Raw genomic sequence first — 14,174 nt, forward strand, 5'->3', positions numbered from 1 at the left:
ATAAAAAACCTTTCTTTACCTTAACTGAAGTAATTTCTTAATATACTGCATTTATCCTAAAAGTAATAATATTTTTGGAGGTATGCATTTTGGGGAAAATGAGCAAAAAGGTAGCAGGAATTACGTTAGCGGGAGCGGTAGCCATTTCATCACTGGGTATTTCAACAATGAAGGAAGATGTTCAGGCAAAAAACAAGAAAAAAGAACCAACAAACGTCATCATGATGGTGATGGATGGCACAAGCACAGGAGCCACAACCCTTTCAAGGTGGTATAAAGGCGATAATCTAGCCATGGACGAAATGCTTTCAGGCGGCATGCGTACATACTCTGCTGAATCGGCCATTACTGACTCAGCTCCTGCAGCAACAGCGCTTGCGACAGGAAATAAATCCAATGATAAATTTGTCGGTGTCCTGCCAGCCGTCGTTAATTCTCCAGGGCTCGATCCGGTAAATCCGAAAAATGCCCATAAACCAGTCGCTAACGTTTTGGAGGGTGCGAAACAAGCCGGAAAGGCTACTGGCATCATTTCTACATCTGAAATCCAGCATGCTACACCTGCAGGCTTCTCCGCTCACGTGACACATAGAAGCAATTATGGTGATATTGCGGAACAGCAGGTTTATCAGGGGATTGACGTCGTTTTGGGAGGGGGCAAGGAATCCCTTTTACCAGGTAAAACAAAAAATGCAAGAATTGATGGAGAAAACCTTTTGGAAGTGCTTGATGAAGACAAATATGATTTTGTTGAAACCCGTGACGAGCTGTTAAACTCTAAATCGAATAAAATTTGGGGAAGCTTTGCACCAAGTTCCCTGGCATATGATTTAGATCGTGAAACAACAAAGCCAAGTGAGCCCTCTTTGGCTGAAATGACCAATAAAGCCCTTAAAACCTTGAAAAAAGATAAAGATGGCTTCTTCTTATTTGTCGAAGGAAGCAAGATTGACTGGGCTGCTCACGGAAACGACACGATTGGAATGATTAGTGATACTTTAGCTTTTGATGATGCAGTGAACGAAGCCCTTAAGTTTGCAAAAAATGACGGAAACACGATGGTCATTGCTGTAACGGACCATGGGAACAGCGGAATTACAATGGGTAACGTAAACACGAACTCCTCCTACCCTGAAACACCCGTATCAGCCTATATCGATCCATTAAAGAAAGCGAAGATGACTGTTGAAGGAGCTTTAAGTAAGTTAAAATCAGATCATTCCAATCTAAAAGAAGTTGCAGCACTGTATGGACTTGATGATCTGACTTCTGAAGAAACAGCAAAACTTACCTCTTCTAAAAACGTAGGTGCTGAAATGACAAAGCTGCTTGCTAACCGTGCCAACATTGGCTTTACAACAGGCGGTCATACAGGGGAAGATGTTTTCCTATATTCTTATGGCCCTTCAAAACCGACTGGATTAGTGGAGAATACAGATCTCCCTAAAAAAATGGCCGAATTCATGGGCTTTGATTTACAAAAATTATCGAATAAACTATACATGAATGCTAAAGATTCCTTTGAGAAAAAAGGATATTCTACCCGTATTGATGTGACAGACCCGAATAACCCAGTTTTCGTAGCGAAAAAGGGGCAGCAAAAAGTGGAGTTGCCTGCAAATAAGAATATCGTTATCAGTAAGACTCCTAAATCCACTAAACAAAAGAAAATAAATGCTATCACCGTTTACAACGGAAAAGACTTCTATATTTCTGAACAAGCATTAAAGGCAGTCAAGTAAGCATCACTTCTTTATAATGATGTAGGAGCCCTTGTTTAACAAGGGCTCCTTTTCTTATGAATGATCTATGCAGTACTTGATCTCTTCTAATGAAAGACTGACTTTAATCCTTAAATCACCTTTCTTCTCCCCGCTTCACCAGCTTGACTTTTTGACACCCGGCAGTTGCCCTTTATGAGCAAGTTCCCTAAAAACGATACGTGACATGTTGAATTTGCGCATATATCCACGGGGCCTTCCCGTTACTCCACAACGATTGTGAACCCTTGTCGGCGAAGAGTCACGAGGGAGTTTGGCCAATGCGGCATAATCCCCTTTCTCCTTCAATTCCTTTCTAAGTTTTGCATACTTTTCGACCATTGCCAGCTGTTTTTCCGCTTTTATCACTTTGGATTTTTTCGCCATTTTAATTCTCCTTTTTTAAAAATCTTGATTTTATAAAATCTATAAACTATTCACAATTCGTTCTGCTGCCTGTCTTGCTCCCGATATATTCCTCGAAATTGGTCCCATTTCAAGTTCAGCCAATGCGCCCGTGACATATAAACCAGGTCCCCACTGCAACGACTGCGATACAATCGGATAACCACATTCCGCACAGCGTAAATCATGCGACCGGATGACTGGCGTCAGCCAATCCTTCCCTGGCATTGATGACTTAAAGCCGGTCGCTAAAAGGATCGTCCCTGTTTGTTGAATGAGCTTTTCGTTTTTATCCCTGAGGCTAATATGCCCGTCCCTCCACAAAGCGCTTTTCACTTCTTCATCCATGACACGCAATAATCCCTGTTTAACCTGATTCATCAGCGCTCTATGTAAGTCAGGTGGTATGGAACCCTTATTACGGGCCTTGATAATGGTCTCGCGTCTTTTTTGATAGCTTGTTATAGCACGGAAAGGACGCTGTTTTTTCGGCCCCAACCAACCAGGATCACTGTCGAAATCATGAATTCTAAAAGGATGCCGCTTTAGCAGCGTTACGTCTTGGGGATAGATATTACTCAGCTTCAAAGCAAGATGGATAGAAGATATGCCTCCCCCAATGATCGTGATTGGTCCTTTTAATTGTGTCAGCTCCGGAATATTTTCATCGAATATGTGATAAACGGAACCCTCATGCTTTTGTTTTAATTGCTGTGCCCACTCAGGCCAATAAGGCTGTTCACCAATACCAATTGAAATCACAAGTTTTTGTCCTAAAAGCCGTCGCTTGTTTTGCAATTGGATTTCCCAGCCCTGTCCCGTTTTGCAAGCAGAGGTGACTTCCCCTTGCACCCATGCCTGCTTAATGGATAAATCATCAGCCAAGTGAACACAATGTTCATTGAAGGATTGTAGGGATGGCCGCTTATATTGGCCGTAAAAGTTATTGTTCCAGTCTGCTTTTTCCACATATTTCTGCAGGCTGAATGGATTTACATCCAGATGATGTACGGATGGTGAACGTAAATATGGCATTGAAATGACTTCCGTACAATGCTTCCATCTTGCCAATGGTTCTTCATTTCTATCCACAATCGCCAGCTGGTCCACTGTCGTTTTTCCTGACTTAAGTAAAAATGCAGCCATCGTCATCCCTTGAATGCCTCCGCCAATAATGATCCATTCCAACATGAACTTCACTCCTTTTATATCCATCCTCTTCAATAAAACATAATCATTACGATTTAAGCCTCAAAATTACTTCGTTTCACGGTGAAGCGTGTGTTTCTTTAATCGCGGGCAGTACTTCTTCAATTCGATCCTGTCCGGGTTATTCCGCTTGTTTTTCGTTGTGATATAATTGCGATCCCCTGATTCTGTGCATGCTAACGTAATGTTTACTCTCATTTTTATTTCCTCCTAAAGTTTTTTAATGAACGCTTTCCGTAAATGCAGGCAATCGATCTTCATACAAAGACCAATCCTGCTGCAACTCTTTTTCCGTCAATAAGCATTGATCTAATTCAGTTTCGATTTCCTGTTGATTCATTTGAATGCCAATCATCACCAGCTCCGTCATCCTGTCACCGTATACTTCATTCCACCGTTCCAATAATTCAGGTGCTTCCTTTAAAATTTGGCGCTGTTCATCCTCAGGGTATGCTGCGATCCATTTACCGGCGGCTTGTAAAGTTAATGACGGTCCTGCCTGCGATAGCAAACCTGCCGTATCATTTCTCGATGCCAGCCAAAGGAAGCCCTTTGCCCTTACCACTTGTACGGGCCAGTTTTCTAACCACTCCATCAGCCTCTCGGGATGAAACGGTATTTGCCTTCTGTAAACGAAGGATGAAATCCCGTACTCCAGGGTCTCCGGGATATGCTCTTCATTCAATTCCTTTATCCAGCCAGCCCCTTGGCTTGCCTCATCAAAATCAAATAAATGTGTATTCAATACATCCTTTAGCGGTACCTTGGAATGGTTTGTTTCGATGATCCTCGCATTCGCATTCATTTTATGAAGAACCGCTTTTAATTCCTCAACGGCGTCAGCGTCCATTAGATCGATTTTATTTAACAGGATGACATTGGCGAACTCTATCTGATCTATTAATAGATCGACCACTTCCCTGCCATCGGCAGCATCAGTTGCCTGCATCCTGTCAATAAGTGTTTCTCCGGAAGTGAAGTCTTGCCAAAAGTTATACCCATCAACAACGGTGACCATCGTATCAAGCCGGCAATATTCCGATAAATCAATTCCCATGCTTTCATCAACATAGGTGAAGGTTTGGGCTACAGGTACCGGTTCGCTTATCCCAGTCGATTCAATCACGATGTAATCAATGTCCCCTTGTTTCGCCAATTTCTCCACTTCAATCATCAAATCCTCACGAAGCGTACAGCAAATGCAGCCATTCTGCATTTCCACCAGTTTTTCATCCGTCCGGGTAAACCCTCCCTGTTTGACCAGCGAAGCATCAATATTGATTTCACTCATATCATTAACGATGACGGCAACCTTTAGGTCATTCCGATTTTCAAGAATATGATTCAAAAGCGTCGTCTTTCCCGCACCAAGGTATCCACTCAATACCGTAACCGGAATTTTCTTCATCTCCATCCCTTACCACTCCTTTACCTGATTTCTTTGCTGCACATAAATCAAAATCATTACGATTTAAACATCGAAGCCATCACACATGTAAAAACACTCTCTAATAATAAAACGTAATCATTACTATTTGCAAGTTTTTTTCAAAATTGCCTCCGAATACTTTTTCTGAACAAATGTAATCACTATTGCTCCGACACTGCAGCATGTGCAATCACGGATAAATGAAAGGTGCTGACATTCTTAATGAAACTAAAAACAAAAATTAAATGGAAGCCCAATCACACAAACATCATGTGTAATGAACCTCCATTGCAGTTTTATCATTTATTGTACTTCCATATTGACAAGCTGCTGTACAACAACGTTTCAATATCCAATACATTTTTCTTTTTCTTTGTTGTAATTCAAAAAAATTATTGGTTAATGAGCTTATTCCGCCATTTCCCACCCTGAAGATGTTACTGTCTTTTGTTCAAAAGTTTCAATCTCTCTCTGTTTCGCCAGTTTAGAAGCTTGTGACATGGACCACGTTAAATTCCCAAAGGCAATCACTGTCCCGATCGAGATAACTAACACCTTTTTACAAAGTATTTTCTTCAATAGCTTCCTCCTGAGAATGTATTGGAATACTCTAAATATAAACCAACATTGTTAACCTAACATGTAGCTGCTGTAAATGTACGAAATTATTTTTGTACATATGTAAACACAAAAAAGCTGAGTGCATATGCAGTCAGCTTTTCATAGGTATTTCTTATTTATAAAACGCTTTGTCGACGTTGTATTTGGCATGAAGTTTATTGATCATGTACGTTTCATAGATTTCACGTTCCATAGCGTCTTCAACTATAAGAATGTCAATTTTCTTGACTTCATTACGATGATCTTTAATCGGAGAAACATTATCCTCGAAATGCTTCTTGACCCTTGGTCTTAATTTACGAGCTTTCCCGACAAAAATCAGCTCATCGTTTTCATTGTAAAACAAGATGATGCCGCCTTTATCACGGGGAATCAAATGAAAATCGATAAACCCGTAAATTTCAGGAATGACAGGTTCGTCTCCTTCTATAACTTGCTTTCTTTGTTTGATGCTTATATCCGCTGCAGGGATTTCAATTTTAATCATTACAATTCACGTCCTCTATTTGTATAAGGTGAAACTTTCAATCGGAATCAAAACTCCGGTTTCACGCCAAGCTCATCACTTTAATCTTAAAGGTAAATGGTATCATAATTTTGAATGAAAAGCCATGTATGCCTTGATTTGTTTAGATGAACTATATTTAATATAAAGAAGAAGACTCGCTAAGAGTCTCCTTCTTTGTCGGGAATATCCGTTACCACCTGTGAGCCTTTGCATTGCTTCTTAGTATAATGTTTGTTTGCGATTCTTGCGTATGGCCATTAACTTGAGATTTTGAACGCTTAGGTCTTGTCCAATTATGGTGAAACTTTTGAGAATGTGGATCTAATTGATCTTTATAGCTCATTCTGTGTCACCTCATCATTAGGATTTGGATATTCCGTTCAGTGATAGTATTCCCCATCACTTGTTCTAGTATTTGATTTTTATAAAGATTCATACGCCATATTCTTTAAAAAGCGAATTCAACTGATTTGCCTTTTGCAAGGACTTCCCCTTCTTCATTTACCGCATCACTTGTCATGAGGGATATGCCCTTTATGTTTCCATCATTTAGAATGAAACCAATGTTTCCGCTTTTTGAACCGTTTCCTTCTATTTCACCAGTAAGTTCTTCCAAGTAAAACTCATCTTCCCATGTCAGATGTTCTCCTCTGTCCGTTTCAAGGAAAGCAACTGGGGAAAACTTAATTTTTTTATCCGTATTGTTTTTGATTTCCACGTTCACTTTTACGATATCGAAATCTTCATCATGCGTATAGCCGTGGAAGAAATCAATCATGCTGTAATCCGGAGTGGCATGCATCACTTTCATTTCTTTGACTTTAACCTCGATCGGGCCAACATTCAGCGTTTCATTCACTTTTTTATAGGCTTTCAAAGTTAATTCGCCTTTGGCATCAGAAACATTCTGACCGATTTGGTTCAAGTTTATATCATCAGGAAGCTGTGGATTCGGAACATAGACATCCTTTTTTTCCAGTGGTCGTGCAATTTCCTCTGTTTTATCTTTAGCTGTCGTTTCTTCTTCGTAAGCTGGTTGGGTATTAAGAGCGCCAAATGCCGTTAATAACAGGGCACCAATCATCAGTCTGTTCATTGAATTCCTCCCTGAAGTGTAATTACTTCTTTAATAGTTCAAAGATGATTTTGGCCTGATCCGTGTTATCGACCTGCCCCGCAAAACGTTCTTTATATGGGCCGTATGCGTAGACCGGAACATCTTCACCCGTATGTCCCCCAGTAGTCCATGCAGTATTGGTCCGATTGTCGAATATGGCTTCGATGGCATTATCGACGTTCGTCACATTTTTTGATTTGGCAGCTTCAGTAACCGTTTTGATTTCACCGTCAGTTAGCTTCACTTCATTTTGGTTAATATATTGCTTTAACGTCTTTTCAACATCGGCCCCTTTGACGATGGCATCCGCCATGAAGTCAGGAGTGCTTTTGGCTGCCTTGATCGGCTCACCGTACCAGTTATATATTCCTTTGGCTCCGATCGAGAATCCTCCTGTAGAGTGATCCGCAGTAGCCACCACTAAGGTATGTTTGTCTTTCTTCGCGAATTCCATGGCTGCTTTGCATGCTTTTTCAAAGTCTTCCATTTCACTCATTGCACCTACGATATCATTATCATGTCCGGCGTTTCACTTGGGCGGTCAATCATTTTCGGGAGTCCTTCAGAAGCGAATAAACCAAGGACCTGTTCATTTTTGTCCTTAAGCATTTGATTTTTATCAGTCACATAACTGTAACCGTCTTTTTCGAAGGCTTTCGCCAAATTGACATCAGGCCGGACAAAATTGGACTTCCCACCGCCCAATAGGACGTCAATTTTATGTTTGCCCTTGATGCCAACCAAGTACTTATCAAAATCTGTCCGTTCTGCCACCTTCGTACCCGGGTTAGCTTTTAAATACCGGTAAGCGGAGGTATAGGAAACACCCATGCCGTCACCGATCAGGAAAATCACGTTCTTGATTTCCGGTTCTTTTTTTGCGTTATCCTTTGCCGAAACACGATCCGCAGCGGACCATGATAAACTTCCAAATGCTAATGCCGAAACGAGTGTAATGGGTAAAACCTTTTTACTCCATGTGCGATTCAAATCTTTTCTATTTAATTTAACTATAGGTGAAGAAAATGAACTCAATGTCAAGGCTATGTAAAAAAGCAGCAGGATAATTGTTAAAACAAGGTAAAGGCAGCAATGTCACGAATTGTATGCACTTTTATGAAGTTGTTGGTTATTCAGGAAAATCATCAGTAGTGGGGGCATTTTACAGGCTTTAGAGGGAATGAAAAAGATTTGGTTAACACCAACGTGGGTAAGTGATCTTGAACAGGGTTCTTTACAATCAATGTCTTCAAATCGGGGGCATTTGTTAGGATTTTAAAAGTGCTAAAGGGGAAAAGAAAATAAAGCATCCAATCAGGATGCTTTAGAGTCAGACTGTAGGCAAATCCGATGCCTACAGTTTTTTCTTTAATAACGTTCCAGTCGTTTTCAGAAATCCGCTCCCTTTTCGCGACTGACTGAAACGCTCCATTCAAAGAGCGCTTTTTTCACTATTATTTCTCTACAACTAAACATTCCAAAGCACGGGCCGCATTCACTCTCGCCACCTCGATTGAATCGGCAGATGACAGGGCGACTGCCACCCTTCTGCCTGCCTTTGTAACAGGTTTTCCGAAAAGACGCACTTGTGTATTAGGTAAAGCCAAAGCCTTTTCAACACCGACTATAGAATATTCCGATAACTCTTCTTGAGCTTTTAATGGACGGCTGGCACCTGGGCTGATCAGCTTGATTTCCGGGATGGGAAATCCTAGAATCGCCCGAATATGAAGGGCGAACTCGGACAAATTCTGAGTCACTAATGTTACTAGTCCCGTATCATGCGGACGTGGGGAAACTTCACTGAAATAGACTTTATCCCCTGAGAGGAAAAGCTCAACCCCGAATAATCCGTACCCACCAAGTTCATCCGTAATGGCATGGGCAATTTTTTTCGCTTCCATTATTTGCGCTTCAGTCATATTATGCGGCTGCCAGGATTCAATATAATCCCCGCCCTGCTGAATATGGCCGATTGGAGCACAAAACATGGTACCATTTACAGCCCGGACAGTAAGCAGCGTGATTTCCGAATCAAAACGGATAAATTCTTCAATGATCACCCGTCCATTTTGAACCCGGCCGCCTTCCATCGCGATTTTCCAGCAATCCTCCAGGTCACCTTCCGTGCGGCACACACTTTGTCCTTTACCTGAAGAACTCATCAGCGGTTTGACGACATTGGGAAAGCCAACTTCCTTGGCAGCTTGGACAAATTCTTCATATGTATCGGCGAATTTGTAGGCTGCGGTCGGAATCTCCAGAGTTTCAGAAGCCAATCTCCTGATTCCTTCACGATCCATAGTCAATTTAGCCGCTCTTGCCGTCGGAATGACATGAAAGCCTTCCTCTTCCAACTTGACTAATTCGGATGTAGCGATGGCCTCGATTTCCGGCACAATCAAATCGGGTTGTTCTTTTTCTACAACTCCCCTTAGTTGTTCCGCATCCAGCATATCGATCACATAACTGCGATGAGCGACTTGCATGGCAGGGGCATGTTCATAGCGGTCTACAGCAACGGTCTCGACACCAAGCCGCTGTGCTTCAAGTATGACCTCTTTCCCCAATTCACCTGAGCCCAATAATAAAATCTTTTTTGATTTATACATTCAGTCTCTCCTCCTTAATTCCTCAAAATCATTATATACGAACTATAAATGAATAAACATAAATATTTATTCGTATTTTCAATCAATTCACTCAGAAAATATAGAGTAAACATATCTATTTCAAGTATTTCAAATACCAACTTGACAAATTGGATTAATCTGTTTTATGCTACTTTTATATAAGGAAAATATATAAGCTGACTAGTTCACTGGAGGCTCTCTATTCAACAAGGATAGGGGGTTTTTTCGTTTTTATCAATGAGGGAGGATTACACTATGCAAAAGGAATCGCTACGGATTATTTCCCCTATCATGAATGAGAAGCAAAATGGGGGCTTAGAAAATATGGAGTACCTTAATCTGCCGGACAGAATATTTTTCCATTGGTGCCAGCAGCAATATCGACTGAATAGAGGGATTTACAACACGATCGATCATTGGTTCTATGAATATGGCATTGTCCATATCCTTTACCGCCGGATCAACCTTTTAGCCTTTTTGGAATTCGCTTCTACCCCTGAACAAGATGCCGGAAAAACAAAGTTCATTAAATTCGGCAATGGTGGCCTAAAGCAAAAGTTGCAGGAATTCATTGCAGATTAACCTGGATCTTATAAGGCCCTTATCAGTAAAATGCCCATTCTCCTCCTACTGGTAAGGGACACTTATGCGAATGTCGAAATTTGCAATACGATTATTTTTGTAAATGTAAGCGCTTTCTATTATAATGAAATTAGGTTGGATGGCATGCGTGGCCGTCAAAGTATCTGGCGTAGGTGGGGCCAATACTAGCGCTAAGGAAGTTAATCTTCTTTACCGCAAAACTATTAGAATCCTTTTAATAGGGGCTGCATATTACTGGGACATGGAGAATGTCCGTTAATTTTAGGCTAAAAAGCGAGTTAATCATGCAATCGATAAGTAAAGCATAACTTTACTTATTTTTTGCAGCAGCCCTCATCGTTTCAAGTCTAATAGTTTATAAGACTAAAAAGCTCTACCCCATGGAAACGGAGTTGAGCTTTTTCATCTGGTCAAATTTCACATATATAACCCTGCTAAGAAAATTCCAAGCGACTTCTGATAAATTTCATCGAACTGTGATATTGGAAGAGGATTCGTTCCTTTGCCCAGCTCCACGGTAAACCCCGGCCTGCGCCAATCCTGAATGTACCAATCCTTATACCCTGCGTAACTACCGGCGGATTTGACAGGCTCATATCCACTGACCCTCGCGAACTCATTGACTATCGTTTCTGACTCGGGTGGTTCCAAACCTTCAAACCCCCAATAAATGACCTCTCCTTGGGTGTGGAAGGCAAGGACTTTGCCAAAATCACGTTTTTTTGTCAACTCTGACATTGCAATAGCCTCTGGCTGTGTAAGCGGCCCTTCCCCTGGATAATTTGCCGGACCTGGCTCCGTTACATTATTGCGAGCTTGCTCCAGTTCCCATTTGGCGGGAAATTGATCATTCAGATCCACCCCGTTAATATTGGCTTTCCAGCCAGAGAAGTCTTCGCTGCCATTATTCCATTCCACGAGCCGTCCTCTCAATGACTCATCAGCAGGCGGGCCTTTCAGAACCAACTCCACTCCGTCCGGATTCACCATTGGGACGATCGACAGCATCGTCTGTTGATAAAAGGGAAACAGAGATAGACCGCGGATGTCAGCCTGATTCGTGATTGCGAGTAAATAATCATTTAAAAAGGTCATGATCACAGGCGTCGTTATCCACTCATTCGCATGAAAGGAACCATTATAGTGAACTCGTTTGTTACCATTCCCAATCAGCACTTCGGGGATATCCCTTTCAAGCACCGAGCTCCCGATGAGGGAGGTTTTAATAAATGGATAGATAGTTTTCAAACGTCTTACATCGGTCATCATCGTCTCATAATCATATTCCCGATTTCCTTGAATTAGCCTCCACGTAATCCTTAATGGCACAGAAATTGTCTGACCGACTTGCAGGGCATTCGGGTTGAGATTGGGGTTAGCCAAAAATAGGGCATCCAATGAAAGATTACGTGATCTGGCAATTGCCCATAACGAATCGCCTTGCTTAATACTATAGCCGGTCGTCGTAAAGCCAGGAATTTTGATTTGTTGGCCAATCATAAGCCCAAGTGGATCAATCCCACTATTGGAATCAATGATAAGTTGGTAATTCACCTTGAATAATTGGCTATAATACCACAAGGAATCATTCTGCCGCACAAAAACGTCCATACTGCGCCTCCTCTTAATCAAATGTATGCTGACTCGATTTAATTATTGCCAACGCACCCTGACCTTTCTGGACTTCATGATTATAGAAAAGTCACTCCTCAAAACGAACCAAATTGGGGGCATCATCCAGAATGCTTAGGTATTGCTCAGTGCTTCCATACGTACCTTCTGGGTCTAATTCCCGATATCTTTTGAATTTCGCCATACGATCTTCTTCTTTGACCCAGCCCAGATACTTCAAGCGAATGTCGGATAACTTGTGAGGCAATTAAATTGGACTGCCTACTTTATCCCGATTCTTTTTACTAGTCATTAATTTCATCCTTTACCGATATCTAAGTAACTGGCCCTCAATTAATCTGACAGCATGACTTCCTTACAAACCATTTATAACTATATATTCATACCGAACTTGTCGGGTGTCATTTATATAATGGAGCCCTGCATAAAACAAAACAGGCATCCATTCATGAATGGATGCCTGTTTGCATTTACTAAATTGGTAGTCCTATATTTTACGCTTCTTGCGGTACAGGTAAACCTAAACCTTCGGCTATGCGCGTTCCGTATTCCGGATCGGCTTTGTAAAAATGGCCGATTTGACGAAGCTTGATTTCTTCCAATTCCACAGGTTTCATTGCGCCCACGATCGTGTCAACAAGGCGAGTTTTCTCTTCGGCACTTAATAGACGGTATAAGTCACCTGCTTGGGTGTAGTGATCATCACTATTATGACCGACTTGTGCAGCTTGCCCAGTCACCTCGAAAGGAGTGACTTTATTTTCCGTTGATTCGGCAGGGCCTCCAAAACTATTCGGCTCATAATAAACAGATCCCTTGCCATTGTCATCTGCACGCATGAAGCCATCACGCTGATAGTTATTCGCTTCCACTTTCGGACGGTTAACCGGAAGCTGGTTATGATTCGAGCCCACACGGTAACGGTGTGCATCTCCATATGCGAATAGGCGTCCTTGAAGCATCTTGTCTGGGGAAGCTTCAATTCCCGGTACGAATGTTCCTGGTGAGAACGTGGCTTGCTCTACTTCAGCAAAGTAGTTTTCAGGATTTCTGTTCAATACCATACGACCAAGCTCGATCAGCGGATAATCTTTTTGAGACCATACCTTCGTCACATCGAATGGATCGAAACGGTATGTATCCGCATCTTCCAGAGGCATGATCTGAACATACAATTTCCATGCAGGGAAGTCCCCTTTTTCAATGGCATTGAAAAGATCTTCCGTATGGTAATCAGGGTTTTCACCTGCTAGTTTTGCAGCTAGATCCACATCAAGGTTTTTGATGCCCTGTTCTGTTTTGAAGTGGTATTTCACCCAAACGCCTTTTCCTTCAGCATTCACCCATTTAAATGTGTGGCTTCCGAAACCATGTGTATGACGGAGTGTAGCAGGAATTCCCCGGTCGGACATCAGGATCGTCACTTGGTGCAGAGATTCCGGTGAATGTGACCAGAAATCCCAAACTGCCGTAGGGTTTTTCAAATGTGTTCTAGGGTCTCTTTTTTGTGTATGGATGAAGTCGGGGAATTTAATCGCATCGCGAATAAAGAATACAGGCGTATTATTACCGACGATATCGTAGTTTCCTTCTTCCGTGTAGAATTTAACAGCAAATCCACGCGGGTCACGGACTGTATCAGCAGAACCCAATTCACCTGCAACTGTGGAGAAACGGATAAAAAGATCTGTCTTCTTGCCCACACCATTGAAAAGTTTAGCTTTCGTGTACTGAGAAAGGTCGTTCGTCACTTCGAAAGTTCCGAATGCACCGGCACCCTTCGCATGAACTACACGTTCAGGCACACGTTCACGGTTGAAGTGGGCTAGCTTTTCCAATAAGTGTACATCTTGAATGAGCACCGGGCCGCGCTCGCCGGCAGTGATCGAGTTTTGATTATCTCCAACTGGCGCTCCCCAGCTTGTAGTAAGGTTTTTCTTATTTGTCATAATTGAACCACCTTTTCATTATTATTTATGTATATAATGATAAAGCTTCTCAGAAAAAAATCAATACTTATTTATAATAATTTTAATATAATAATAAATTCATTATTTATTTATTAATATTATAACTTTAACTGCACCCTACATATGGAAAATAATAATGGTATAAACCATTTAAGGAACAGCATATTGCCATAATCACATTCCTAATAATGGTATACGACCCTTATAACCAATATTCCTTCACGACAAGTGATTTTATCATTTCTCCTACCAATGGTTTAGTAATCGAGAATGATGCCGAATATTCA

14 protein-coding genes and 1 pseudogene are annotated in these 14,174 nt (G+C 41.5%); 2 read left to right on the forward strand and 13 right to left on the reverse strand.

The features are described from left to right. The first annotated feature begins 98 nt into the window (after positions 1–98). Positions 99–1,742, forward strand: coding sequence for an alkaline phosphatase (locus ACIQZD_RS14590; protein ID WP_402904818.1), 1,644 nt, complete (start codon positions 99–101; stop codon positions 1,740–1,742). A 135-nt stretch (positions 1,743–1,877) separates the two neighbouring features. On the opposite strand, the gene rpsN is transcribed toward ACIQZD_RS14590, so the two are convergent. From rpsN to purT, 10 genes and pseudogenes are all read right to left on the reverse strand, one after another. Next, the gene (gene rpsN / locus ACIQZD_RS14595) at positions 1,878–2,147 is read right to left on the reverse strand and encodes a 30S ribosomal protein S14 (protein ID WP_350300407.1); all 270 of its coding nucleotides are present in this window, start codon (positions 2,145–2,147) and stop codon (positions 1,878–1,880) included. Between the two features lie 39 nt (positions 2,148–2,186). Next, positions 2,187–3,356, reverse strand: coding sequence for a SidA/IucD/PvdA family monooxygenase (locus tag ACIQZD_RS14600; RefSeq protein ID WP_402903887.1), 1,170 nt, complete (start codon positions 3,354–3,356; stop codon positions 2,187–2,189). Positions 3,357–3,422: 66 nt separating this feature from the next. Further along, positions 3,423–3,572, reverse strand: a complete 150-nt coding sequence (rpmG, locus tag ACIQZD_RS14605) for a 50S ribosomal protein L33 (RefSeq protein ID WP_034310390.1) — start codon at positions 3,570–3,572, stop codon at positions 3,423–3,425. A 22-nt stretch (positions 3,573–3,594) separates the two neighbouring features. Further along, a complete protein-coding gene (locus ACIQZD_RS14610; protein ID WP_402903890.1) occupies positions 3,595–4,788 on the reverse strand; it encodes a GTP-binding protein in 1,194 nt (397 codons plus the stop codon). A 423-nt stretch (positions 4,789–5,211) separates the two neighbouring features. After that, a complete protein-coding gene (locus ACIQZD_RS14615; protein ID WP_156500230.1) occupies positions 5,212–5,382 on the reverse strand; it encodes a hypothetical protein in 171 nt (56 codons plus the stop codon). Between the two features lie 154 nt (positions 5,383–5,536). Continuing rightward, positions 5,537–5,917, reverse strand: a complete 381-nt coding sequence (locus ACIQZD_RS14620) for a nucleotide excision repair endonuclease (protein WP_402904820.1) — start codon at positions 5,915–5,917, stop codon at positions 5,537–5,539. Between the two features lie 205 nt (positions 5,918–6,122). After that, positions 6,123–6,275, reverse strand: a complete 153-nt coding sequence (locus tag ACIQZD_RS14625) for a YpzG family protein (protein ID WP_072272311.1) — start codon at positions 6,273–6,275, stop codon at positions 6,123–6,125. Between the two features lie 105 nt (positions 6,276–6,380). Continuing rightward, positions 6,381–7,028, reverse strand: coding sequence for a DUF4352 domain-containing protein (locus ACIQZD_RS14630; RefSeq protein WP_402903893.1), 648 nt, complete (start codon positions 7,026–7,028; stop codon positions 6,381–6,383). A 22-nt stretch (positions 7,029–7,050) separates the two neighbouring features. Next, positions 7,051–8,039 (reverse strand): annotated as a pseudogene (locus tag ACIQZD_RS14635) (alkaline phosphatase). Positions 8,040–8,503: 464 nt separating this feature from the next. Next, positions 8,504–9,661 carry a phosphoribosylglycinamide formyltransferase 2 gene (gene purT, locus ACIQZD_RS14640; protein WP_402903896.1) on the reverse strand — a complete coding sequence of 386 codons (1,158 nt, stop codon included), beginning with the start codon at positions 9,659–9,661 and terminating at the stop codon, positions 8,504–8,506. 276 nt (positions 9,662–9,937) lie between these two features. Between purT and ACIQZD_RS14645 the strand changes: the two genes are divergently transcribed. Further along, a complete protein-coding gene (locus ACIQZD_RS14645) occupies positions 9,938–10,264 on the forward strand; it encodes a hypothetical protein (RefSeq protein WP_241663268.1) in 327 nt (108 codons plus the stop codon). Between the two features lie 438 nt (positions 10,265–10,702). On the opposite strand, the gene ACIQZD_RS14650 is transcribed toward ACIQZD_RS14645, so the two are convergent. The 3 genes from ACIQZD_RS14650 to katA all read right to left on the reverse strand — a co-directional run bounded on the left by ACIQZD_RS14650 (position 10,703) and on the right by katA (position 13,866). Then, positions 10,703–11,896, reverse strand: a complete 1,194-nt coding sequence (locus ACIQZD_RS14650) for a M14 family metallopeptidase (protein WP_402903900.1) — start codon at positions 11,894–11,896, stop codon at positions 10,703–10,705. 91 nt (positions 11,897–11,987) lie between these two features. Further along, a complete protein-coding gene (locus tag ACIQZD_RS14655; RefSeq protein WP_402903903.1) occupies positions 11,988–12,164 on the reverse strand; it encodes a hypothetical protein in 177 nt (58 codons plus the stop codon). A 247-nt stretch (positions 12,165–12,411) separates the two neighbouring features. Then, the gene (katA, locus tag ACIQZD_RS14660) at positions 12,412–13,866 is read right to left on the reverse strand and encodes a catalase KatA (protein ID WP_101223579.1); all 1,455 of its coding nucleotides are present in this window, start codon (positions 13,864–13,866) and stop codon (positions 12,412–12,414) included. Positions 13,867–14,174 lie beyond the last annotated feature (308 nt).

The sequence above is a fragment of the Peribacillus sp. NPDC096447 genome, from assembly GCF_044762725.1.
Classification (GTDB): Bacteria; Bacillota; Bacilli; order Bacillales; family DSM-1321; genus Peribacillus.